At 48.2% G+C, this 22,752-nt stretch carries 22 protein-coding genes; 6 read left to right on the top strand and 16 right to left on the bottom strand.

Annotation, left to right across the window (positions count from 1 at the left end):
- Positions 1 to 8: 8 nt before the first annotated feature.
- Positions 9 to 818 (bottom strand): MlaE family ABC transporter permease, encoded by an 810-nt coding sequence (locus tag LLH06_RS13480; RefSeq protein WP_228169812.1) that lies wholly within the window; start codon positions 816 to 818, stop codon positions 9 to 11.
- Between the two features lie 187 nt (positions 819 to 1,005).
- Between LLH06_RS13480 and LLH06_RS13475 the strand changes: the two genes are divergently transcribed.
- Positions 1,006 to 2,073, top strand: coding sequence for a glycoside hydrolase family 26 protein (locus tag LLH06_RS13475; protein WP_228169811.1), 1,068 nt, complete (start codon positions 1,006 to 1,008; stop codon positions 2,071 to 2,073).
- Between the two features lie 137 nt (positions 2,074 to 2,210).
- The gene (locus LLH06_RS13470) at positions 2,211 to 3,371 is read left to right on the top strand and encodes an aldose epimerase family protein (RefSeq protein ID WP_228169810.1); all 1,161 of its coding nucleotides are present in this window, start codon (positions 2,211 to 2,213) and stop codon (positions 3,369 to 3,371) included.
- A gap of 16 nt (positions 3,372 to 3,387) precedes the next feature.
- Here the strand turns inward: LLH06_RS13470 and nhaA are convergent, their stop codons facing one another.
- Complete coding sequence (gene nhaA / locus LLH06_RS13465) at positions 3,388 to 4,590, bottom strand: Na+/H+ antiporter NhaA (protein WP_228169809.1); 1,203 nt, start codon at positions 4,588 to 4,590, stop codon at positions 3,388 to 3,390.
- 106 nt (positions 4,591 to 4,696) lie between these two features.
- Here nhaA and LLH06_RS13460 point away from each other — a divergent pair, with 106 nt between their 5' ends.
- Entirely contained in the window at positions 4,697 to 4,972 is a 276-nt protein-coding gene (locus LLH06_RS13460) for a hypothetical protein (protein ID WP_228169808.1), read from the top strand.
- A gap of 7 nt (positions 4,973 to 4,979) precedes the next feature.
- Here LLH06_RS13460 and LLH06_RS13455 read toward each other — a convergent pair whose 3' ends face one another.
- The 5 genes from LLH06_RS13455 to LLH06_RS13435 form a co-directional block, all read right to left on the bottom strand.
- Positions 4,980 to 6,131 carry an MFS transporter gene (locus LLH06_RS13455; protein ID WP_228169807.1) on the bottom strand — a complete coding sequence of 384 codons (1,152 nt, stop codon included), beginning with the start codon at positions 6,129 to 6,131 and terminating at the stop codon, positions 4,980 to 4,982.
- Positions 6,132 to 6,214: 83 nt separating this feature from the next.
- Entirely contained in the window at positions 6,215 to 7,030 is an 816-nt protein-coding gene (locus LLH06_RS13450; protein WP_228169806.1) for a DUF4249 domain-containing protein, read from the bottom strand.
- 11 nt (positions 7,031 to 7,041) lie between these two features.
- Positions 7,042 to 9,378, bottom strand: a complete 2,337-nt coding sequence (locus LLH06_RS13445; RefSeq protein WP_228169805.1) for a TonB-dependent receptor — start codon at positions 9,376 to 9,378, stop codon at positions 7,042 to 7,044.
- A 159-nt stretch (positions 9,379 to 9,537) separates the two neighbouring features.
- Positions 9,538 to 10,140: an alpha-ketoglutarate-dependent dioxygenase AlkB family protein gene (locus LLH06_RS13440; protein WP_228169804.1), complete on the bottom strand. Its 603-nt coding sequence runs from the start codon at positions 10,138 to 10,140 to the stop codon at positions 9,538 to 9,540.
- Positions 10,141 to 10,151: 11 nt separating this feature from the next.
- A complete protein-coding gene (locus LLH06_RS13435) occupies positions 10,152 to 11,048 on the bottom strand; it encodes a methylated-DNA--[protein]-cysteine S-methyltransferase (protein WP_228169803.1) in 897 nt (298 codons plus the stop codon).
- 189 nt (positions 11,049 to 11,237) lie between these two features.
- Between LLH06_RS13435 and LLH06_RS13430 the strand changes: the two genes are divergently transcribed.
- Positions 11,238 to 11,822, top strand: a complete 585-nt coding sequence (locus LLH06_RS13430; RefSeq protein ID WP_228169802.1) for a riboflavin synthase — start codon at positions 11,238 to 11,240, stop codon at positions 11,820 to 11,822.
- Between the two features lies 1 nt (position 11,823).
- Here the strand turns inward: LLH06_RS13430 and LLH06_RS13425 are convergent, their stop codons facing one another.
- Positions 11,824 to 12,975 (bottom strand): tetratricopeptide repeat protein, encoded by a 1,152-nt coding sequence (locus LLH06_RS13425; protein WP_228169801.1) that lies wholly within the window; start codon positions 12,973 to 12,975, stop codon positions 11,824 to 11,826.
- 100 nt (positions 12,976 to 13,075) lie between these two features.
- Here LLH06_RS13425 and LLH06_RS13420 point away from each other — a divergent pair, with 100 nt between their 5' ends.
- Entirely contained in the window at positions 13,076 to 13,366 is a 291-nt protein-coding gene (locus tag LLH06_RS13420) for a hypothetical protein (RefSeq protein ID WP_228169800.1), read from the top strand.
- Positions 13,367 to 13,436: 70 nt separating this feature from the next.
- Here LLH06_RS13420 and LLH06_RS13415 read toward each other — a convergent pair whose 3' ends face one another.
- Both LLH06_RS13415 and LLH06_RS13410 read right to left on the bottom strand, forming a co-directional pair.
- Entirely contained in the window at positions 13,437 to 13,820 is a 384-nt protein-coding gene (locus LLH06_RS13415; RefSeq protein WP_228169799.1) for an SRPBCC domain-containing protein, read from the bottom strand.
- Between the two features lie 16 nt (positions 13,821 to 13,836).
- Entirely contained in the window at positions 13,837 to 14,436 is a 600-nt protein-coding gene (locus LLH06_RS13410) for an acetate uptake transporter (protein WP_228169798.1), read from the bottom strand.
- 96 nt (positions 14,437 to 14,532) lie between these two features.
- On the opposite strand from LLH06_RS13410, the gene gpmA reads away from it, so the two are divergent.
- Positions 14,533 to 15,225, top strand: coding sequence for a 2,3-diphosphoglycerate-dependent phosphoglycerate mutase (gpmA, locus tag LLH06_RS13405; protein ID WP_228169797.1), 693 nt, complete (start codon positions 14,533 to 14,535; stop codon positions 15,223 to 15,225).
- Between the two features lie 153 nt (positions 15,226 to 15,378).
- Here gpmA and LLH06_RS13400 read toward each other — a convergent pair whose 3' ends face one another.
- The 6 genes from LLH06_RS13400 to LLH06_RS13375 form a co-directional block, all read right to left on the bottom strand.
- Positions 15,379 to 18,240 carry a S9 family peptidase gene (locus tag LLH06_RS13400; protein WP_228169796.1) on the bottom strand — a complete coding sequence of 954 codons (2,862 nt, stop codon included), beginning with the start codon at positions 18,238 to 18,240 and terminating at the stop codon, positions 15,379 to 15,381.
- A 208-nt stretch (positions 18,241 to 18,448) separates the two neighbouring features.
- Positions 18,449 to 18,892, bottom strand: a complete 444-nt coding sequence (locus LLH06_RS13395; protein WP_228169795.1) for a hypothetical protein — start codon at positions 18,890 to 18,892, stop codon at positions 18,449 to 18,451.
- A gap of 7 nt (positions 18,893 to 18,899) precedes the next feature.
- Positions 18,900 to 19,844: a hypothetical protein gene (locus tag LLH06_RS13390; protein ID WP_228169794.1), complete on the bottom strand. Its 945-nt coding sequence runs from the start codon at positions 19,842 to 19,844 to the stop codon at positions 18,900 to 18,902.
- 48 nt (positions 19,845 to 19,892) lie between these two features.
- Positions 19,893 to 20,447: an RNA polymerase sigma factor gene (locus LLH06_RS13385; protein ID WP_228169793.1), complete on the bottom strand. Its 555-nt coding sequence runs from the start codon at positions 20,445 to 20,447 to the stop codon at positions 19,893 to 19,895.
- A 91-nt stretch (positions 20,448 to 20,538) separates the two neighbouring features.
- Positions 20,539 to 21,003 carry a thioredoxin-dependent thiol peroxidase gene (gene bcp, locus LLH06_RS13380; protein ID WP_228169792.1) on the bottom strand — a complete coding sequence of 155 codons (465 nt, stop codon included), beginning with the start codon at positions 21,001 to 21,003 and terminating at the stop codon, positions 20,539 to 20,541.
- Between the two features lie 30 nt (positions 21,004 to 21,033).
- Positions 21,034 to 22,749, bottom strand: a complete 1,716-nt coding sequence (locus tag LLH06_RS13375; RefSeq protein WP_228169791.1) for a M23 family metallopeptidase — start codon at positions 22,747 to 22,749, stop codon at positions 21,034 to 21,036.
- Positions 22,750 to 22,752 lie beyond the last annotated feature (3 nt).

The following is a 22,752-nucleotide window of genomic DNA, read 5'->3' as shown; positions in this document are numbered from 1 at the left end:
AACTTCAATTAACGGAACCAACCGGTTATCTGCACAATGATCACCTCTTCAATAAACACCAGGAACATGGCCGTTACCACAGCCGAATTGGCCGCTTTACCCACACCAGCGGTACCGCTTGATGAGTTCCAGCCTTTATATGAGCCCACTATACCAATGGTAAAACCAAATATGAGCGATTTAATGATAGATGATGTAAAATCGATAAAACCCAGCGGTTGAAAGAACTGCTGTATATACGTGCTAAAGCTGGTGCCCTCATTGGTGAGCACGTTCACATAACCGCCAAGCATAGCTACAAAGCCATTATAAATAGCCAAGATGGGTATACTAATGGTAGTAGCCAATGTACGTACGCAAACCAAAAAGTTGAATGGCCGGGTGCCTGAGACTTCCATCGCATCAATTTGTTCGGTAACCCGCATGGAGCCTAATTCGGCACCTATACTTGAACCCACACGGCCGGCGCTGATCAGTGCGGTCACCAACGGGGCCAGGGCTCGCATCAGGGCAATGGATACTAACGATGGGATCCAAGAGGTGGCGCCGAATTGTAATAGAGATGGACGTGATTGTTTAGTGAAGATCAATCCAACGATGAAACCGGTAACGGTGATCAGCAGGAATGATCGGACACCGACTTCCCAGCATTGCTTCATCAGCTCCTTGAACTCGTACGGTGGTACGAAGGCTTCTTTAAAGAAACGGACGATGAAACTGAAGACATCATACACATCCTCAAAAAATCGGCGAATGTTCTTCAGGATCGATGGCCCGGACTTGGTATCCGAAGCAGATGTGCTGGTCGTTGTATTCATTTAAGAGCCTGTAAAATTACAGCATATTTTGAACTAAGTGCGAATTTCAACAAAATTGATGCCTTCACACTGTAAAAGCATTGTAAAAACTGGGTGGTTTAAGCATATTTGAGACACTATGTGTAAAAAGATCATCGGGGTAATTGTTTTGTGGCTCAGCACATTTAGCATAGCGTGGTCACAAGAGATGACCCCTTCAGATCCGCAGGCCACTACCGAAACACGCTGGCTTTACAGCAGCCTGAACCGCTTACTTGGTGCGGGCGTATTATTCGGTCATCATGACGATACCGCTTATGGTGTAGGGTGGAAGTTCAAGGATAGTTCGGACGTGCAAAAGGTGACCGGCAACTATCCCGCTCTTTATGGTTGGGACCTATCGGGCATCGAGCTGGACAGCCTTTGGGACATCAATCAGATCCCATTCACCTTGCAAACCAAACTGGTACGTGAGGCTTACGAGCGCGGAGGTGTCAACACTTTTTGCTGGCACATGAACAATCCGGTCACCTTAAAGACCTCGTGGGATACCTCGCGCATCCTTTTAAAGCAGTTGCTGCCCGGTGGCGATCATCATGAGGTGTACGTGACATGGCTCGACCGGGCAGCCAAATACCTCGGCAGCTTGAAAGGCAGCGCCGGCGAATCCATACCCATCTTGTTCAGGCCATTCCATGAATTTACAGGGAATTGGTTCTGGTGGGGAGTAGATAATAGCGAACCTGCAGACCTTATAGCCTTATGGCGTTTTACCGTCGACCATCTACGAAAAGAAAGGAACCTTCATAACCTGATAATGGTCTATTCCGCGGCTGATTTTTATTCGGAGGATGAACTGTTGGAGCGTTACCCAGGCGATGAGTATGTGGACGTGATGGGGTTCGACCGCTATAGCTTTGACACCACCAGCGTTTACAAGGTCAACATGAAGCAACAACTTGAGTTACTTACCGAGGCGGCCGCCACCCATCACAAGCTGGCCTGCATAGCCGAGACCGGTTATCAGGGTATACCTCAGGCCGATTGGTGGACCACCACCTTGTTACCGATACTAAAGCAGTATCAGGAAAAGGTATCGTACCTGATGATATGGCGTAATAACGGCCCCGAACATTATTACATACCTTTCCCCGGGCATGCCGCCGCAAATGATCTGCAAAAACTTACTGACGATTCGACCGTCATCTTACAGAACAGGCTAACGCCTTTACAGATCTATGGTCCGCGTCATTCGCTTCATTACGGGCACTTTTGATCAGCAATAAGTGTTGATCCAACAATTGTTGCAATTGGTGATTTTTTTATCCACTTTTAACCACCCGGTAGGCGTCCAAAAAAGCAACGCCTTTAATACCGGACTAACCGATCTCCAATTACCTTGTTATGATCAAAATGAAGAACAGAACCTTTTACGCAGCAATGCTGGCAGCCGGTATGCTGTCGGTAAGCGCTTGCAACCAGTCATCTAACAAACAAACCTCTAACATGACAGACAGTACCTCGGCCACATCGCTACCGGCCGCATCAGCCTTCGAAAAAACGATCGACGGCAAACAGACCAAGTTATTTGTATTAAAGAACAGCAAAGGCGCCGAGGCGGCAATCACCAATTATGGTGGACGTTTGGTGAGCTTGTTGGTGCCTGACAAGGCCGGTAAATTGGTAGATGTAGTGGTCGGCCCGGCTAACATCGATGACTTTTCGGCCCGTACCAATTATTATGGCGCCACAATTGGCCGTTACGGCAACCGCATAGGTAAGGGTAAATTCACTTTAGAAGGCAAAGAATACAACTTGCCGATCAACAACGGCCAAAACAGCCTGCACGGCGGTACCGAAGGCTTTGATAAAAAAGTATGGGATGCCAAACAAGTGGACGACCACACTTTGCAGTTAAGCTACACATCGGCCGATGGCGAGCAAGGGTACCCTGGTACATTGAAGACCACGGTTACCTACACCCTGAACGACGATAATGCGCTTAAGATCGATTATACCGCTACTACCGATAAGCCTACAGTGGTGAACATGACCAACCACACGTTCTTTAACCTGAACGGCGGTAAAGGTTCTATCCTGAAACACACCTTGGTGCTTGATGCTGATAACATCACACCTGTAGATACGACCTTGATCCCAACCGGTCAATTGCTGCCGGTACAAAACACGCCGTTCGATTTCCGTAAAGCTACTGAGATCGGTTCGCGCATTGGCGAGGGACATGAGCAACTGCTTGCAGGCAAAGGCTATGACCACAACTATGTGCTGAACAAGCATACCATCGAGACGCCGATCGCTACCGCACAAGGTGACGAGACAGGCATCGTGATGGAAGTATTTACCGACGAGCCGGGCATCCAGTTCTACAGCGGCAACTTCATGAAGGGCGAAAACAAAGTGAAAACAGGAGGTAATGACGATCAACGTACAGCTTTCGCACTGGAAACTCAGCATTATCCTGATTCGCCTAACAAGCCATCTTTCCCATCGACCGAGTTGAAACCTGGTCAAACTTACAAGACCACTACCATCTATAAATTTTCGGCTAAATAAGCTGACGAGATATTGATCAGAAAGGGCTGGCATTCGTCAGCCCTTTTTTATTTAAGCTGACGCGACGTAATTGCGACCGTAGGTAAATGAAGCCGATGGTACCTGCTAAACACGAAGCGACAAGGATGGCCAGTTTGGCTTCATTGTTATGAGGTGAATTACCGAAGGACAAAAATGCCACGAAGATGGACATGGTAAAGCCTATACCAGCCAACGCACCAACGCCTAATAGTTGTTTCCAGGTGACACCATGCGGAAGGGAGCCTATCCGCGTTTTTACAGATAACCAGGAGAACGTCAGTATACCTAAAGGCTTACCGACCAAAAGACCAAGGATAATACCCAGGCCCAGTATGCTGGTGACGCCTTTCAACATTTCGCCTTCGAACACGATATTAGTGTTGGCCACAGCGAACACCGGCATAATGCCCAAAGTGACCGGCAAGGCCAATTGATGAGCCAGTCGCTTCAAAGGTGAACCATTGGCGGATCTTAACGGAATGGTGAACGCCGTAAGCACACCTGCGATAGTTGCATGTATACCCGAGTGGTGTATCAGATACCACATCACTACGCCGGGAATGATATAATATACCAACTTCTTGACGCCCAACTTATTCATGACCATCAGAATAACAAATATGGCCAGCCCGCTGAATAGGTATGTCCAATGTAATTCGTCAGAATAAAATATAGCGATCACCAAAATGGCCAGCAGGTCATCGACCACTGCCAAGGCCGAAAGAAACGCTTTGATAGTAGAAGGCACCAGCTTGCCCAACATGGACAACGCCCCAAGCGCAAAGGCAATATCCGTAGCCATTGGTATGCCCCAGCCTTCAGCGGTGGGACTTCCATTATTGAATAAGGCGTAGATCAACGCCGGCATCACGGCTCCGCCGATAGCGGCGAACACAGGCACGGCAGCTTTTTTGAGACCCGACAGATGGCCTTCCGTTACTTCTTGCTTGATCTCAAGCCCTATGTAGAAAAAGAAGATGGCCATCAAACCATCGTTGATCCAATTTAGTACGGAGAGCTCGAGGTCTATCAGGTTGCCCTTCCGCCCGATATTATAAGCGAGTAACTGCTCAAAGTCTTTGCCTGCGCTTGAATTGGCGATCAGTAAAGATATGATCACGCAGGTGATGAGCAGTATACCACTTGACTGCTCTGAACGGATGAATTTTGATAAACGTGAGTTAGTGCTTTTGATCATGCGGTAAATGACAGAAAGTGGCAAGTTATAAAAAGCTCATGACAGGGCAGCTCGTGCTTTCATATAACTTATAAAACCTTTTGTAGAGAAATGTTCTTTTAAAAACATGAATGCTTATCAGCAAAAATGGATAGAGGTGTTAAATAATGCCCACATCAAAGATTGGAAAATAGAAGCCCTGAACGACGATATCGTTATCGACCTCCCATCAGGCAGCAACGTGAACACAATATTAGAGAACCTGCCAGAGGTTGTGGCGAAGCTATCCCTGGATATTGATCTTCCGCATGAGCGTGTAAAACTGATCTTGCGTAACAGCGGTCAGCATCACGAGTATATCATCAACCCGACCGAGGCGGATCTGAACACTTCCAAAAAGTAGGGTAGCGTTATAATTTGACCTTGCTTGATATACCGGTAACGCAGAGGCCCATCACAGCGATCAGCACAAAGCTTACGCGCAGGTTGAAGGCTCCTGCTATAAAGCCAATGACTGGTGGCCCTACCAAAAAACCAACGAAACCGATGGTAGAAACCGCTGCCAGCGCCATTCCGGGCGACATGGTCTTGGAGCGGCCAGCAGCGCTGTAAACCATGGGCACTACTGATGATACGCCGAAGCCTACCAGCAAAAAACCAAGCATGGCGGTCGCGATATAGGGGAATATTACCGATACGATCAAACCCGTAGCGGTGAGCAGGCCACTTACCTGCAAGGTCCTTTTCAGGCCAAAGCGGTGTGAAAAGCTATCGGCCACGAAGCGGCCCATGGCCATAGTACACATAAAGGCTGTATAGCCTGCACCCATCCAGGCGCCTTGCGCACTTACCACCTTTTTGAAGTAGATAACGCTCCAATCGAACATAGCTCCCTCGCAAATAAGCGAGCAAAAAGCAATGATACCCAGCTTGATAAGCGAGCGGTCAGGCAGTACAAATGCTGGGCCCTGCTCTGATGGCCCTTTATCATCGAATAGATATTTACGTGCGATCAGCAAGCCAAATACTACTGCTATCGCTACGTATATGAAGTGATGCAAAGGCACGATCCGCTTGCCGATCATGAGCGTACCTAAGCCGGCACCTACAAATCCGGCCAGGCTCCATAAACCATGAAAGGAGGCCATGATCGGCTTTTCGTATAGCTTTTCGGCAGCTACTGCCTGGGTATTCACCGCTATATTGACCGAGTTACTGGCAAATCCATAAAAGATCATGCACGCGATCAGTATTGGGACATTAGGTGCGGCACCTAATCCGATCAGTGCTATAGCATAGGCAATTAACCCGAGTACTACCAGCCTCCGGCTACCGATATGGGAGATCAGCCAGCCCGCTACCGGTAAAGAAAGTATAAGCCCTACCGGGATACAGAATAGTATAGCTCCAAGACCGGCGTCCGATAAGTGCAAAGTTTGTTGGATGGTAGCGATACGTGAGGCCCAACTGGCAAATATCAACCCGGGTAAAAAGAAAACGCCACCGACAGCCGCGCGCAAAAAATGTCTGGGATATGTTCGGGTAACGTCTTGTTCGCTCATGCCAAGTGCTGTGTTTTTGTACAAAAATACAGCATTTTACAGGAAATTGGGTGGTTTTAGGCCTATTTTACAGACCCAGATGGTCACGGTACGGTTATTTTGATCGCTTGGTAGGTATGCGCACTAAAGTAGCCCAACGCGCCGTTGCTGATGTTAGACGGTGGGTTGCCTGGTGTGACCCCGCCACCAGGACCACCACGTTTTTGCTGCCGCAGGGTGAAGAAAAAATTGAAAACGTACTTATCTATACACTGCGCCTCAACGGTGGCTTCATCGCCGGTCTCCAGCTCCTGGTCATCCTCGTCGTCGGCACCAGCGGGGAACAATTCATCCTTGATCTTATTGCCATCGGTAAGGCGGTCGCTTTCTACAAAAATGCTTTTGCTGGCTATGCCGTTTCGGTATAAAATATAGCGGTAGTAGTTGGCCACACCGCGTGGGTCGGTGTAGTGTACTGCCACGTGCTTGCGGGTACGGCCGCCAAAGGTAAGTGTGGTAAAACTTAATGAATCTACCATTACCTGTGCCGGCATGGTAGAGCTGGCGGTATAGGTGTTGTTATCATTAGTGGTGACGGTCATGTTGTAGGTGCGGCCGGCGATACCACGCACCGGACCGAAGGTGTACACGCCCAAGCCAGCATGGGTAAAGTTCCAGGTATTGCCTACGTTATCTTTAACTACCACTTTAGCTCCGGTCACGGCCGGGAAGTTGTTGGTCTCGGTATAGTTGACCGACCGGCTGACCTTGATGCGTTGCGTTTCGCGCACGTTGGTGATATTGCCTTCGATCACCAGTTGGGAGGCAGAGGTATTCACTTGTACATCGATCACCTTTTCGCAGGAGGTGAATAGCACTACAGCAGTAATTAAATATATCAAGTTGATGAATGTCTTCATTTTCTTCAGGATCAAAATTTGAAGTTCCAGGTGATGGATGGAATGATACCGAACAAGGATGTTTGAACGGCTTGCGTGCGGCTTGGGTCGTTGGGTACATCCCTAAAGTCGATCGAGTAGGGGTTCTTGCGATTCAGGGCATTATATAACCCGAACGACCAGCTCGAGCGGAAGCGCTTGCTCTGATCCTTGGCTTCCAACGTAGCGCTTAGGTCCAACCGGCTGGTGTAAGGCATACGGTTGGCGTTACGTTCAGTATAAAAGTAAGCGGTGTTGCCATTTAATTGATATTTGCCCGCCGGGAACGTCACAGCGTTACCGGTGCTGTAAATGTAATTGCCAGATAACGTCCATCTTTTGCCCAATTTATAAATACCCACCAACGACAGGTCGTGCGTGCGGTCATAACGTGACGGGAAGTAATTGCCATTGTTCAGCGCCGCGAATTTGCGTTCGGTGCGTGATAGGGTGTAGCTTACCCAGCCGGTCAGTTTACCGGTTCGCTTTTTGGCATATAACTCCAAGCCGTACGCACGGCCACTACCATATAACAGTTCAGATTCTACCGAGGCGTTGGCCAACAGTTGTGCGCCATTCTTGTATTCGATCTGGTTCTGCATGGTCTTATAATAGGTCTCAGCCGATAGTTCGTAGGCATTATCCTTCAAGTTTCGGAAATAACCTACGGCTGCCTGGTCGGCTATCTCAGGCCTGATGTTGTTGCTGCTCATCACATACTGATCGGTAGGGGAGCTTGACCCGGTATTCGATAAGATGTGAATGTTCTGTGTGTTACGGTTGTAAGATGCCTTGATCGAGTTCTCTTCATTCAGTGCATAACTGGCCGAGAAGCGTGGCTCCAGGTTAAAGTAGTTCTTCACGAACTTACCGCTGCTGTAAGTTGCCGTGGAGCTGATATTGCCATCGGCATCATAAGTATTGAACGTGCCGGGACCTAATAGACTGAACAAACTCGCTCTTACACCATAAAGTATCGTAAGCTTTGGCGTGAGGACGTACTCGTCAGACAAGTAGGCCGATGTCTCCAATCCATACCGGTTCTCGATGGATAGTGGGTTGTAGCTTGAGGTAGTGCTGGCGGTTATATCAGACGGAGCGATGCGATGATGAGTGGCTTGTAAACCGAACCGAAAGGTGTGCTTATTGCTGAAATATTGCAGGTCCTCTTTGAAGTTAAGGTCACGTATCAGTGAGGTAGCTTTCAGGTCGTTCACATCATCGATCAGTTTGATGGCATAATTGTACTTATTATAGATGAACGAGGTGTTGGAGAATAAGCTGCTGTTGAACACATGGTTCCAACGTACGGTACCTGTAGTATTACCCCAGTTGTTATCAAAAAGATCTTTGATGCCAATGTTGTCCTTCCCAAAATACCCAGATGCGTAAACCGTGTTCTTATCGTCGAATTTGTAATTCACTTTGGCGTTAATGTCGTAAAAGTTCAACGTGTTCCCTCGTATATCGCTGTCGGGCGCAGCCTTCAACAGCAGGTCAATGTACGTGCGGCGCGCACTGATCATGAACGAGCTTTTCCCTTTAACCAATGGTCCCTCCACCTTCAAACGCGAGGCGATCAGGCCGATGCCCCCTTCAGCCGCAAAAGTCTTGTTGTTGCCATCATCCATCTTCACATCTAATACCGACGATAAACGACCACCGTATTGCGCAGGCATGCCTCCTTTATACAGGTCGGCGGTCTTGATGGCATCAGCATTAAAAGTAGAAAAGAAACCCAGAAGGTGTGATGAGTTATATACGGTCGCCTCATCAAGCAGGATCAGGTTTTGATCAGATGCACCTCCCCGAACAAAAAAGCCGGTATTGCCCTCACCGCCCGATTTAACTCCCGGCAACAACTGAATGGTCTTCAATATATCCTTTTCGCCAAAGAGCACCGGCAGGTTGTCCAGCAGTTTAATGTCGAGCTGTTCAACACCCATTTGCGGGCTGCGCACGTTCTTGTTCTTACGGTCTTTGGCGCTCACCACCACCGCTTCCAGTTCGGCGCCGGGTTGTAGCTCGATGTTCAGCGTGGTGTTCTTGTCGAGCGTGATGCTTTTGGTGAGCGTTTTGTAACTTATATAGCTAACGGTAAGGGTATAAGTGCCGGTGGTGCCACTCAACGCGTAATAACCGTAGGCATTGGTAGCAGCTCCGTTCTGGGTAGGTCCTTCTATACGTACGCTGGCACCGATCAGCGTTTCGCCGGTGCTGGCATCCCGTACGGTGCCACTCAAGGCCCAGCGTTTTTGTGCAATTGCAGGTACGCAACAAACGGATAGCAAAAAAAGAATGAAGTAGCAGGTAGTTCTTTTTGATAGCATGCAGTAGAGTGATGGGGCAAATGTAACCATTATAACCCACGTGTGACCCAAAGACCTATGAGGCTTATGCCTTTAAGCAAATGCCTGTTGTTAATAGACGCTGCCAGGAACTATATGTTACGATCGCCGATTCAATACTGGAGGTTGAACCATTCAAGATCAACCAACAATGGTACGGAACGTTAAGTTGATCCTTGGTTGTTTAACCTTGGTGGTCTTCGGTACGGCATGCAGCCAATTGCGCTGTGTGGTACCTTTCATGACCAGTAAGCTGCCGTTCTCAAGGTCGATGGAGGTGGTCTGTTTGGTGGTCTTATGTTTGAATGAGAATTTACGCTCGGCACCCAAGCTTAAGGAGGCGATAACGATATCATTTCCCAACAACCGCTCATCATCACTATGCCATGACATGCCTTCACCACCGTTATGATACAGGTTAAGCAGGCAGGAATTGAAGGTGCTGCCGCAATGTTTTTCTACCAATGTTTTGATCTCGCGTAGTTCATCGGTCCAAAGGATGGCCTGTTTGGTAGTGCCCGAATAGGTGTAGCTGTAATTTTGATCGCCGTACCATGCAGCCTTACGTTGGGTAATAAAATGCTTGCCGTAGATCACCATCTCATCATTTTTCCAATTGACCGATCGCATTAGCTTATCAAGGTAAGCGTTGGCAACGGCTGGGGTCAGTATACGCCCATAATAGATCACCTCCCCATCGTATGGTAGCAGGTTTCGGCGCTCATCCAGATCAAAAAGGTTCATAGCTAAGTTGATCAGTGATCTTGTTCATCACCGGTCAATAGTTCAACGCTTACATCCGCATCATTGTTCAACACCCTGGCCGCCTCCCAACCGATCATGGCGCTTTTTCGGTGCGCGCCCCAATGATATTGTCCGCTTTCGCCGGTCGACCGGATCACGCGGTGGCAGGGGATCAGGTACGCCACTGGATTATCGCCTACGGCACTGCCTACGGCTCTGCAAGCTTTAGGATGGTCAATGGATCTGGCCAGTGCAGCGTAAGTGGTCAGATCACCTGTTGCGATCTTTAGTAGGGCGTCCCACACCTTCAGTTGAAACGGCGTACCCTTCAAATGGAGCTTGATGTCTTTAACCTCGGTCTTATTGCGGGTGAAAATTGATAGGGCACGCTGCTGAAGCTCGTCAGCTTGGTGGTGATAGCTGGCGTTGGGAAAGCGCTGCTTCAAGAGACCCAAGCCTATCTCTTCATCCTCGTCGGCGAAGGCCACGTAGCAAACGCCCTTAGCGGTAGCGGCCACCAAGACGGTACCGAACGGTGTATGTTGGAAGCTGTAGTTGATATGCAGATCCTGGCCGCCGTTCTTATAATCGCCGGGTGTCATGCCCTCGATCTTGACGAACAGATCATGCAAACGGCCTGTACCTGATAATCCGGTACCGATCGCCGCGTCAAAAAGCGTGGCCTGCTTCTGGGAAAGTATATTTTTAGCGTGCTCAACGCTCAGATACTGAACAAATCGTTTAGGACTTATGCCGGCCCATTGCGTGAACATACGTTGGAAATGAAAAGCACTCATGCCTACATACGCCGCCACCTCATCTAAAGAAGGCTGCTGAGCATAATGCTGCTTCAGATACCCGATAGCTTTGGCTATACGGTCATGATCTATCTCTATTTGGGTCAACATTGGTCCTTTATTCTTGGTACAAAGATAGGGGAGGCGCATACAGCAGGCAACCCGTTTCTTGCTATAGATGCGGTAGCTCACAAAAATCGGTCAATGCTTAAAATTGATAATTACCTGATGAAGCCAGCCGCTATAATGCCTACATTCGTTGCATCTGTTCAACAAACATCTATATCAAAATAAAGCGATATGTTCACTGGTATCATCGAGACCTTAGGCCGGGTGGCCGATCTTCAGCAGGAGCAAGGCAACGTTCACCTGACCATCACATCTGACATCTCCTCACAGCTCAAGATTGATCAGTCGGTATCCCATAATGGTGTTTGCCTTACCGTGGTGGCTGTTGCTGATGGCCAGCATACGGTGACGGCTATCGAAGAGACGTTGAATAAATCGAACATCGGTTTGCTGCGCGTGGGTGACCTGGTCAACCTGGAGCGCTGCATGCAAATGAACGCCCGGCTGGACGGCCACATCGTGCAGGGCCACGTGGACCAAACCGCGGTTTGCACCGGTTACCGCGAGTTACCCGGTAGCTGGGAGTACACTTTTACTTACGACACCTTGCCTGGCAACGTGACCGTAGAGAAAGGATCTGTTTGCGTAAATGGTATCAGCCTTACTGTGGTCAATTCGCAAGCCAATAGCTTTTCTGTAGCCATCATTCCTTATACCTACGAACATACCAACCTGCAGAACGTTCGTCAGGGCTTTACTGTTAACCTTGAATTTGACATTATAGGCAAATATGTTGCCCGATTGATGCAACGTTAAGCTACCTTTCGGTGAGTGCAGTGATGCGGCTTTTGGTATAATCCACCAATGCTTGCTGGTCTGATGCGGGACGGGTGGCCAGGTACTTTTTGAAGTATCTGACCGCAAGTGCCTTCTTTTTTAGGTCAGTATCATAAAGCGTTGCCAGCGAATAAAAGATCATCGGGCTATCGCCGAACTGCAAACCCTTTTGGTAGGCGGTAAGCGCCCTTAGGTTGCGCTTGGTCTCGTTGTAGCTGTTACCGATCTCGCCATAATAGCTGGCAATGGCAGGTGAGATCCCTTCGCTAATGGCCTTCTCTAAATTCTCTATCGCTTGCGGATAACGTTTCAGTCTTTTGAAACTCATACCCATGTAATAGTAGGAGGCCTCGGTCTGTTGCATCATATCCAGGTTGGCCAACACCTCCAGGCAGCACTCATAATTTTTGAGGTTGAAGTAGGCTTGCCCCAGTTTGATGGCGGTTTGGTAGCCACCATCGCCAAGTTTTAAAAGCTGGTTACCTACTTTTACGGTCTCGGGCCACTTGCGCTGTTTGTGGGTGAGCTTGATCAGGCTCTGCAATAAGATCACGTTTTGCGAGTCGACCGCGATGGCTTTGCTCAATACCCCTTCAGCATCCTTGAATCTGCGCTTTTCCACATACCTGTCGCTCAGATCCGATGCCACGTCGGCATCCTCAGCGTTCACCCGGTTGGCTTGCTCCAGGTAACTGATCAGGTGAACGGTATCGCGCTGCCGCAAGCTGATGTTGGCCAACTGCGTTAGCACATAAAAGTTAGCCGTATCCGCCGCGAGGATCCGCCCAAAATAGTCACCCGCCTTGACCAGGTTACCGCGGCGCAGGTTGATGCCAGCCAAGCTATTCAGCACGCTCGATCTCGTACTATCGATATTATAAAGCCTCGTATAATAGGTCTCGGCATCGGTCAGTTTGCCGGCCATTTGAGCAGTGTAGGCTAAGTTGCGTAGGGCTACCGGATCGGTCACCGGTTCGGTGTATACGCTTTTGAGATAGGCGGCAGCGTCCACGTACTTTTGGGCCTGATAATATTCTAAAAGTTTGGCTTGGTCCACTGTTTGGCCATGCACTGATCGAGGACCGATGATCGTCATCAGCCCAGCTAACATAGAAAGCAAAGTAAGCTTCATAGATAAATGTTTTAATAACTAATTTATTAGTTATAATCGGTTATCCAAACTTTTTGTGATATAAATACTTAATAGAGTGTACCAAATAGAAAGACACGTTATGGATAAGATCAAAAGATCAGAACTGATGGAAAAGATCGTACACGAGTTGGAAGATCTGAAGAACAGCCAGCAGGCCATTATACAGAAGCTGGGAAAGATAGAGGTAGACAACATTGACCTGGGCAACAAACGCCTTGAAAAAGACCTGCCTGATATGCACCAGCGTGTAGCCGATAACCTGGATAATATTGCCGCGATCCTGGAAGACTTTGCCAGCGAGACCGAAGATTTTAATTCCAAGAACAACATTCAGGCATTGAAAGAGCAGGAGACCCTGAACAATCTGTAAGCCGTTAGGCGCATAAAAAGAAAGTCCTCTTTGCATCTGCAAAGAGGACTTTCTTTTTATAGGATAATTATCAGAATCCTTCGTAAAACTCGGCTATGCTGCCAAAGTAAACGTTGTTCCAGCCTTCAACGATGTCATTGTAAGCTTCATCCGGTATGTTGATGTGGCGCAACTCTACGGAGGTGCCATGCTTATCGGGGTGTAACTTGATGGTCACGATAGACTGCTCCTCCTGGCCGTCGAAATACCATTGCTGTACTATCTTTTTGCCTTCGTCAAATTCAAGGTTGCGGCCTACTATGCTGCCTTCCCACAAGCTGAATTCGCTGCCCACTTCGGTGCTCATCTCGGCCGCTTCGCCTGTCCATAGTTGTATGGTAGCTGGGTTGGTGATGGCCGCGTATATATCCTGAGGGCTTGCACTGATGTGGTAATATTTCTTATAATCTTTCACAGCGCAAACTTACTCATTAGTTGGCAGTAACCGGTCCTACAGGTAATACTGTTTTGCCATATACCTCGTTAAGTACGCCTGCTATGCCTGTGTATATGGCCGAGGCGCCGCAAATGATCCCTTCGTAACCGGCAATATGAGTGATGATCGCGTTGCCCGAAGCATCGCCCCAAACCAGTAGCGCAAAAAGTATCGTCAATGAACCGAATACGAATTGTAGTGCACGGTTCAATCTCAAGGTGCCAAAGAACAGGCAAAATGTAAAAAAGCCCCACATGCTCAGGAACGCGATCTTGGAGGCGTTACTGGCCGGTTCCATCCAACCCAATTTGGGCAGTACGATGAACGCCACCAACGTGAGCCAAAAAAAGCCATAGGAGGTGAAGGCCGTGAGCCCGAAGGTGTTGTTCTTTTTAGCTTCGATGATACCTGCGATTACCTGAGCGGTACCGCCGTAAAATATGCCCATGGCCAGTATCATGGAACTGAGTTCGGTGATGCCGGCGTTATGGATATTGAGTAACACGGTGGTCATGCCAAATGCACAAAGGCCAAGCGGTGCCGGATTGGCAACGGTGTCCTTTACCACCACTGAAGTGGGAACGGTAGGGATCATGTCAATAAGGGGGTTATAATTGGTTTACGAATCGCAAGATAGCGATCTACAAATAAATTACAAACCGCCGCTTGCTTAATTAGTTATACTTGCACTATGGCTTTAAAATTAGTCCTTTTACGCCACGGCGAAAGCGTTTGGAATCAAGAGAACCGTTTTACCGGGTGGACCGATGTGGACCTGTCTGATAAAGGAGTTGAGCAAGCAAGGCATGCAGGTCAGCTTCTAAAAAAGCACAACTGTACCTTTGATGTGGGATTTACCTCTGTATTGAAGCGGTCCATCAAGACGCTGCACAATGTGCTGGAAGAACTGGACATGTTGTGGATCCCCGTACAGAAATCATGGCGCCTGAACGAACGCTTTTATGGTGCGCTTCAGGGCCTCAACAAGCAGGAGACCATTGATAAATATGGCGAGGAGCAGGTACACAAGTGGCGCCGCGATCCGCACGAACATCCACCGGCCATTACCGAGGATGATGAGCGCTTCCCAGGGCATTACCTTCGCTACAATGATCTTACCTACCGTGAGCTTCCGTTGACCGAGAACCTGAGCGAGACCATGGACCGCGCCTTACCCTTTTGGCATGAAAGTATCGTACCGGCCTTGAGGCAGGAGCAAAAGGTGATCATTTGCGCTCACGGGAACAGTTTACGTGCATTAGTGCAATACATCGATAATCTGACCGACGAGCAGGTGACCGAACTGGATATCCCCACCGGTGTGCCCTGGGTATACGAGCTTGACGACCGGTTAAATCAAGTGAGACATTATTATTTGGAATGAAGTTGAGGATATGCAGATGCGTGAATGTGCAGATATGAAGACGTGGAAATGAAGATGTTCTTATCGAAAACACAAAAGGCCCGTTGAACGAAGTTCAACGGGCCTTTTATTGATATGAGGATTTGCACATCTGCACATCCAGTCATCTGCATATTATTTGCTATCGCTAATCGCCAGACCCCAGTCTTTGCCTTTGTCAACGGCTGGTACGCCTTTGGCCATCCAAACAGGCATTGGGGCGCCTTTCAGGAAGTGGTCAAAGAACTGAGCTTCGCGGATGGTAATGTCCTTACGGTTCTTGCGTTGCACCAAATTGTGCGCCTCATCGTTGTACTGGAGCAGCCAAACCGGTTTATTCAGGCGGCGTAATGCCGTGAACATCTCTATACCTTGGTACCATGGCACAGCGCCGTCGGCGTCGTTACTCATGATGGCCACCGGAGTGTGCACTTTAGGGAATTGGAACAACGGTGAGTTCTCTATGTAGAGCTCTGGCTTATCCCACAAAGTAGCACCTATGCGGCTTTGGGTCTTTTCGTACTGGAACTGACGGTTAACGCCACTTTCCCAACGGATACCACCGTAAGCCGAGGTCATGTTGGCTACTGGTGCACCGGCCCACGCTGCCGCATACATATCGGTTTGGGTGATCAGGTAGGCTACCTGGTAACCTCCCCAGCTCTGGCCTTGTATACCAACGTGCTTACCATCTACCCATGGGTTCTTCTTCAAACTCTCTACGCCTGAGTTAATGAACTCTACAGCCGACTGGCCAGGGTGGCCAACCTCATAACTGATATCAGGTGTGAACACCAAATAACCGTTGCTGGCAAAGTAAGATATAGGCAAACGTGAAGGAGTAGGGGCAGGCGACTGATAGTTGTATATCGTCTCGCTCACTTTCTCGTAAAAATACACCAGCATTGGGTATTTCTTGTTCGGGTCAAAGTTTTCCGGCTTATAAAGTATGCCTTTCGACTTGTAGCCTTTAGGGGTGGTCCATTCCACTAGCTCGGCAGTGAACCAGTTGTAATTAGCCTGCTGCGGATTGATCGCGCTTAGTTTGGTCTCTTTTTTTAAGTCGGTAGACACGTACAGATCAGGCGACTTGTTAAAGCTGCCCTTGGTGTAGATATAAACATCAGCGTTCTTGGCCTTGGTCAGGTTACCGTAGCTGTACGGACCCATGGTGACCAGCTGAGGGGCTTTTGACGAATTAAAAGACTGCTTATAATAGCCCCACTGTTTGTTATCATCGTTTTGAGTCAACAACATCAATGGTTTGTCGGTAGGGATATAGCGGTCTTCCTCGTCGCCACCACCACCGAACATGCCTGCAAAACGACCTGTACCGGCATTCGGCATCTGATAACGGAAGATCAGGTGGTTCTTGCGGCCAGCACCTTTAGTGATACTGGTAGCTGCACCAGTAGCCGGATCGATACTCCAGATATCGAAACGGTCATATACCAATACGTTCTTATCACCTTTTGTCCATCCGGCTATGCCGTATGGCGACGGATCATCAGGTACATCGTTATCTTCATCGCCCACCTTTACACCTAATGACTTGGTCAGGTTCACCTTTTTACCGGTAGTCAGATTATAGGTGTAATAATTCTGATCCTGAGAATCGAACCAAAGTACATAGTTGCCACCTGTTGAGAATTGGTAACGAGCCTTGGTACGGTCGATGATCTTTTTGCGTGCGCCGGTGCGGGTGTCGATCAGGTAAGCTTCAGCGCGTCCGCTGCCTTCCCACTGCGATTGTACACGGGTACCTGTGTCGGTAACGCCCAAAGCGTATTGCGCATCATTGCCCAATGGCAATGAGATATTCTCGATGTTCTTATCGCCTAATTGTACCAGCTTTGAACCGGCCTCATCGGCACGGATAACCGCTAAATAGCTGCGACGCAGATCGCGTTGCAAGGTCTTTAATTGCTGCGGCTGCAGGTAATCATCCTTGTAGTTCCAGATATCCAGTTTAGCGGTCTCAAAATCTACCAGCGTAGTATCTAACGGTTTTGGTATCGGTGCGGTCCCGAAGAACAAGCGGTTACCACTTTTGCTGAAGTAAACACGTCCATCACCACTTACAGACCATTTAGGCGTGATGCCTGCCATGTTAGGGCCGGCAATGGCCATGGCGCTATCTTTACCCGAATTGTAGTAATACAGTTTAAATGGTTTTACTTGGGCACGTTCCGGGTTTTTCTCTGCAACGAAAGCTAATTGCTTGCCGGTCTCATCAAAGGCCAGGTTACGGTAAGTACCACGGCCGGTACTGATCGGCTTAACAGCGTCGGTCTCGATGTTATAGATATTCACGCCCGAACGCAGGTCCTTTGAGCGGCGTGGAGCGGTCACAGCAAAAGCTATCCACTTGCCATCCTTGCTGATCTGGTATTCGGTAACGTACTTAAAGGTGCGTTCTTTACCGTTGGTCAGTTGCTTGATGGTCAGATCAGCGCCTTCGCGGGTAGGGGGGGCAATGGTATTCGCTACCGCACGGCGGGAGGTATCACCAGCAGCCGGGCGTTTAACAGTATCGGAAGGAGCCAGGTAAGCGATCACTGAAGTTTTGTCAGCGATCTTGAACGAGCGTACACCGGTCACTTTTTTGATCGATCTGTTGCTCAATGTAAGTATGCCCAGGGTATCTTTAGGCATCTCATCAGGCTTCTTCTTTTTGATACGGGCCATGCGAGTGGCCGCATAGAACGGCCTGATCAGGAACACCGCATATTTTGAATCAGGCGTAAAGCGGGCGGTATCTGCACGTGGGATATTCAGTTTAGCCGCATTGTTGGCCGAGGTAATGGTCAGCGTAGCATCACCTTGTTGAGGTTTCACCACGTATGATACCCATTTACCATCGTTAGAGATGATCTGGTTCGATACTGCTTGCCAACCATCATAAACGGAGTGGTCGAGCGGCTTTTTGGATGCATTTTGAGCAAAAGCGCTTAACCCGGCAGCTGAGAACAGACCTACGAGTAAAAATTTACGCATATCAGTTGAGTTTAATTAATACCGTTAAAAGTGATAAAAATATAGTTCAAAAGAAGCGAGTTATGAAAAAGTTACAGAGTACCCGGCCGGTCATATAACAGCAAACATTCCTGTGATCATGCATATCGCGTGGCCGATCAGATCGCCTTAACATAAACGCAAAAAGCCCTGAACGATCCGTTCAGGGCTTTTTGCGTTTGACCATTAATTATTGTTCAGGTGTACCTCGTTCGCCGTACTGGCGTAGCAGTTCATCAACGAACTCACGCTCACTTTGAAATATCTTGTTGACCTTTTCAGGTGGCATGATCCGCGCAAATTCCTGAGTGTATCTTTTTTTAACATCAACCAGTTGCTGATCATATTGCAGGTCCTTGTCTAATTGATCTTTCGACTTATTGAAGGTCAGGTTCTGTCTTTTGGCCTTACGTACTTCGGTGATCTCCTTATGGTACTGGTAGTACAAAGGCCAAAACTTAGCCTTTTGGTCACTGTTGAGGTCAAGCTGTTTGTCAATGTAATTATCCCGGGCACTTTCTACTTTGTTGCGCACCATGTTTTTACGCATAAAGGACGCTGGTGGCTGGCTAAACACCTCATAACCCGCGAACACCAGGGCAACAACTACTATATATCTAATCAAGATCTTCATTTTCATATCACTGCACACTTACATAATCTTGTAACGCGCTCTTTAAAGTATCCTCGTCAAAATGGGTATCATTCGCGATCACGGTACGCTCGGTCTCCATCGCATCGGTATGGTTCTCCAAAAAGGTGCGTATCTGGTCGGTCGGTATCTCTGATATCTCTTTGTGTAAGGTAGCACGCTGGCCATTCTTGAACAAAGCGCTATCGCTAAAATATACTGCCAAACCAACGATCACCGCAAAGCAAGCGGCCGAAGCATACTTGAAAGCTGCGGTCGATATCAGCTTGCGCACATTATCGGTTTGAGTGCGTGCCGGCATTTGTACCACCTTAGCACCTTGCTCATCGGCTACCCTGGCCATGATCTTTTGGTCAAGGCTTTCAAAATAACCCGCCGGAACGGTCATCGCATTTTGATCAGCGCTGATCAGTTCCTCTACTTTGATACGGGCCTGGATCTGCTCGCTTAATTCCCCAAAATACCCTTGCGGTACACTTAATGATTCCTCACGGCCGTTCAATGCTTCTTCAATAGCGATACGGCTTTGTATGTTATTTTGAAGTTCATCAAAGTACCCTTGTGGTACCGAAAGTTCCTCATCGCTACCGGTCAACAACGTTTCAACATTGATGCGCGCTTGAATATTATCGCTAAGCTGATCAAAGTAACCATCAGGCACTGCAAATTCGTCCGTGACATTGCTTATTGCCTGCTCAATGTTGATGCGGCTTTGTAAGTTACTGCCCAGTTCTTCAAAATAATTTTCCGGAACGGTGAAACCACTTTTAAGGTCAGTTTCGGTAATTTGGTGCAGGTGTGTGACCGATACGGTTCGTTCGCACAGATCATCAAAGTAGCCCTCGGGGACACCAAAAGCGTTACCGGGCAGCGGTAACCTTTGGCTCCATGAGTCATCCTCAGGCAGGTCTTTATGTTCTATATCGATCTTCATGTCCTCTTTAGATTAAGATTGTACTTGAAGGTTTAATGCAAATTAAAATTAATCGTTAGACGTAAGGTAGGCCTCTATCTTCTTGACAGCCAGATGAAATGATGCTTTCAATGCCCCAACGCTCGTTCCTAATATCTCTGACATCTCTTCATATTTAAGGTCATCATAGTACTTCATGTTGAACACCAGCCGCTGTTTATCAGGCAGTGTAAGCAAGGCTTGTTGCAGCTTCAACTGTACCTTGTCGCCACTTAAGTAGGTCGAATCGGCCAACGATTCGGCCAACTCGTACGACACATCATCCAGCGGGATGTTGTTCTTCTGCTTCTTTTTATTCAAGAACGTGATGCACTCATTAGTAGCAATCCTGTACATCCAGGTATATAGCTGGGCATCGTTCCTGAAACCCGGCAGGTTCTTCCATACTTTTATAAAGATATCCTGCACCAGATCGTCCGCATCGTCATGGTCTATCACCATGCGGCGCACGTGCCAGTATATTTTTTGCTGATACTTTTTCAGCAAAAGGTTAAATGCCTCGTTCCGGGTTCGTTCGTCCTGGAATTTGGCAAGTATCTCGGTATCGCTAACGGATGCTGACATCTATAATACTTAGTTTGATGAGTATAGGTACGAAAGGTTTGATCGGCCCTCGTTATTTCGAGCTAAATGTAATCAAAAATGAGAATTTTAGCTAAGCCTTTAAAAGGTCAAGCACCTGCTGCGATGCGTTCGGGTTGTCCACCTTAGTAATGATGTGGCTGATCTTGCCCTCAGGGTCAATGATAAAGGTGGTACGTTGGGTGCCCATATACTTTTTACCGTACATATTCTTTTCCACCCAAATGCCGTAATCGTTAACGATCTTTTGGTCCTCATCGGCGATCAGGGTAAATGGCAAACTGTACTTGGTCTCGAACTTTTTGTGTGAGCGTTCGCTATCCACACTTACGCCGATCACATCAAATCCTTGCGCTACCAGCGACTGATAATTATCGCGAAAGTTGCATGCTTCGGCCGTACAGCCCGGGGTGTCATCCTTGGGGTAGAAGTATAAGATAACGGTCTTGCCTAAGTGGTCGCTTAATGATACGGTTTTGCCGTTCTGGTCTTTTGCGGTAAAGTCTGGCGCTTTATCGCCTTCTTTTAATGTTGCCATGGTAGTATATAGTATAGGTTTTTTGTTGATCTATCGATAAAACTCGGCTGTGTACTGGCGGGAGTTGTCTTTATTGTCAACAACCGTTACTTCAAAAATGTGTTTCCCTGCGGCAAGGCCATCTTCGAAATTGTGTCTGAATATACGGGTCCGGTAGTCTTGCTGAAGCAACACCCATTTGCCATCGATTTTTGCTGTTATTGACCTGATACCCGAAAGGTCATCACTGGCTCGCAAATTGATCGAGCGCACAGCTTTAAGGTTTGCACCCTGCTTGATATTGATAGGGGTGATCACTGGAGCTGTTGTATCCACCTTGATATGAAAATCGCCGAATGCCGCAGGTTTTGCTTTCACATAACCGTCCTGATAGATACCGCCTACACTTCCTGCAACAGTATTCACTATCACTGCTTTGTTAGTAAGGTTGCCTATGCTGGCATCAGGCTTGATCCATAACTCAAAGTTAGCATGGATAGGGGTTAAGCGGTTATGGATGTGATGCACGGCCGAATACGCGCCCGGCTTTTGCGGCAACACCGAGTAATTGAAATCAACATCATCGTACAGGTTGCCCGGTTCTACAATGACCTTGACAGGGCCATTGCTGAACTCGTTACGCTTATCGTAGCTAAATTTAGTACCTGTGTAGTTGACGATGGGGCGATCCTTTGGAATGCTGGCCTGCACCTTTAGTTTAAGGTTGGAGGTATTGCCGGCGATGTCTTTAACCACGTATTCCACATCGTGCAACATAGTATCGCGGAAGCTGATGATGCCCCGGTTCTCACTTTGCGGGTAAACGGTGATCTTGCTGCCCGGAAGGATGAAGCACTTCTGGATAGTACGCCTGGTCTTGAGGTATAAAGGATAATCGATGTATGCATTGATCGCGTGCGTTTGATCGAAAGCGAATCGTTCCACCGCAAAGGTGTACACCGTGCGACCATCCAATTTCAGTTCAAGTGAGTAGATACCATTACGATTGACCGATGAGCTATTCTGATCACTGGTGCTGATACCGAACCCTATATCGCCACTTAAGAATAACGTTTCAGGTTTGGTGAGGTGATAGTTGCCCGCGGCGCCACTTACCGAGTAATAGCTACGCGGCGTGTTCTCACTGAACGGATGGCCGTTGAGCTGGTACACTGCTATGCTGCTGATCGCCGGTGAGATCTTATCAGCAATGGTCAGTCCGAACAATTGCGGATTGATGGTCTCCTCAGTAAGTGAATCCCGTATCTCGAAGTGCAAATGCGGCCCACCCGATGCTCCCGTATTACCCGATATGGCGATCAGCTGCCCTTTGGTTACCGGGAACTGAAACGGCTGCAGCCTGAAATCTACCTCCCAGCTTTGATGGTCATATTGGTATTTGCGCACTGCTTCGGCCAGTTCGGGTACTAAATGGTCTAAATGTCCATAAACGGTGGTGTATCCGTTAGGATGGGTCAGATAGACCGCATTGCCAAAGCCGCCGGTTTGCACCCGCAAACGAGACACATAACCATACATAGCGGCGTGTACAGGATATCCTGTCTGCCTGTTGGTCCTGAAATCGAGCCCTGAATGGAAATGCATGGAGCGCAGTTCGCCAAAAGAGCCGGCCGTGCTGGGTGGCAGGTCTAACGGGTACTGGAATGCGCCTACAGGATATTTTTTACTTTGGATAATGTCTTGAGCCTGGCTGTTGAATACAAATGACGACGAACAGCCAAGCAGTATAAGTAGCTTTTTGATCATTTA

The sequence above is a fragment of the Mucilaginibacter daejeonensis genome, assembly GCF_020783335.1.
Taxonomy (GTDB): domain Bacteria; phylum Bacteroidota; class Bacteroidia; order Sphingobacteriales; family Sphingobacteriaceae; genus Mucilaginibacter; species Mucilaginibacter daejeonensis.
Note: the sequence above shows the minus strand (reverse complement) of the source record. Positions and strands in the feature narration are given on the sequence as shown.

Excerpts from the sequence above, each read along its gene's own strand:
- LLH06_RS13390 (WP_228169794.1), bottom strand. The coding sequence starts at position 19,844 with ATGAAGATCGATATAGAACATAAAGACCTGCCTGAGGATGACTCATGG.
- LLH06_RS13375 (WP_228169791.1), bottom strand. The coding sequence starts at position 22,749 with ATGATCAAAAAGCTACTTATACTGCTTGGCTGTTCGTCGTCATTTGTA.
- LLH06_RS13470 (WP_228169810.1), top strand. The coding sequence starts at position 2,211 with ATGAAGAACAGAACCTTTTACGCAGCAATGCTGGCAGCCGGTATGCTG.
- LLH06_RS13425 (WP_228169801.1), bottom strand. The coding sequence starts at position 12,975 with ATGAAGCTTACTTTGCTTTCTATGTTAGCTGGGCTGATGACGATCATC.
- LLH06_RS13400 (WP_228169796.1), bottom strand. The coding sequence starts at position 18,240 with ATGCGTAAATTTTTACTCGTAGGTCTGTTCTCAGCTGCCGGGTTAAGC.
- LLH06_RS13410 (WP_228169798.1), bottom strand. The coding sequence starts at position 14,436 with ATGATCCCTACCGTTCCCACTTCAGTGGTGGTAAAGGACACCGTTGCC.
- LLH06_RS13450 (WP_228169806.1), bottom strand. The coding sequence starts at position 7,030 with ATGAAGACATTCATCAACTTGATATATTTAATTACTGCTGTAGTGCTA.
- LLH06_RS13455 (WP_228169807.1), bottom strand. The coding sequence starts at position 6,131 with ATGAGCGAACAAGACGTTACCCGAACATATCCCAGACATTTTTTGCGC.
- nhaA (WP_228169809.1), bottom strand. The coding sequence starts at position 4,590 with ATGATCAAAAGCACTAACTCACGTTTATCAAAATTCATCCGTTCAGAG.
- bcp (WP_228169792.1), bottom strand. The coding sequence starts at position 21,003 with ATGGCAACATTAAAAGAAGGCGATAAAGCGCCAGACTTTACCGCAAAA.
- LLH06_RS13460 (WP_228169808.1), top strand. The coding sequence starts at position 4,697 with ATGAATGCTTATCAGCAAAAATGGATAGAGGTGTTAAATAATGCCCAC.
- LLH06_RS13385 (WP_228169793.1), bottom strand. The coding sequence starts at position 20,447 with ATGTCAGCATCCGTTAGCGATACCGAGATACTTGCCAAATTCCAGGAC.
- LLH06_RS13440 (WP_228169804.1), bottom strand. The coding sequence starts at position 10,140 with ATGAACCTTTTTGATCTGGATGAGCGCCGAAACCTGCTACCATACGAT.
- LLH06_RS13480 (WP_228169812.1), bottom strand. The coding sequence starts at position 818 with ATGAATACAACGACCAGCACATCTGCTTCGGATACCAAGTCCGGGCCA.
- LLH06_RS13475 (WP_228169811.1), top strand. The coding sequence starts at position 1,006 with ATGACCCCTTCAGATCCGCAGGCCACTACCGAAACACGCTGGCTTTAC.
- LLH06_RS13435 (WP_228169803.1), bottom strand. The coding sequence starts at position 11,048 with ATGTTGACCCAAATAGAGATAGATCATGACCGTATAGCCAAAGCTATC.
- LLH06_RS13395 (WP_228169795.1), bottom strand. The coding sequence starts at position 18,892 with ATGAAGATCTTGATTAGATATATAGTAGTTGTTGCCCTGGTGTTCGCG.
- LLH06_RS13430 (WP_228169802.1), top strand. The coding sequence starts at position 11,238 with ATGTTCACTGGTATCATCGAGACCTTAGGCCGGGTGGCCGATCTTCAG.
- LLH06_RS13445 (WP_228169805.1), bottom strand. The coding sequence starts at position 9,378 with ATGCTATCAAAAAGAACTACCTGCTACTTCATTCTTTTTTTGCTATCC.
- LLH06_RS13420 (WP_228169800.1), top strand. The coding sequence starts at position 13,076 with ATGGATAAGATCAAAAGATCAGAACTGATGGAAAAGATCGTACACGAG.
- gpmA (WP_228169797.1), top strand. The coding sequence starts at position 14,533 with ATGGCTTTAAAATTAGTCCTTTTACGCCACGGCGAAAGCGTTTGGAAT.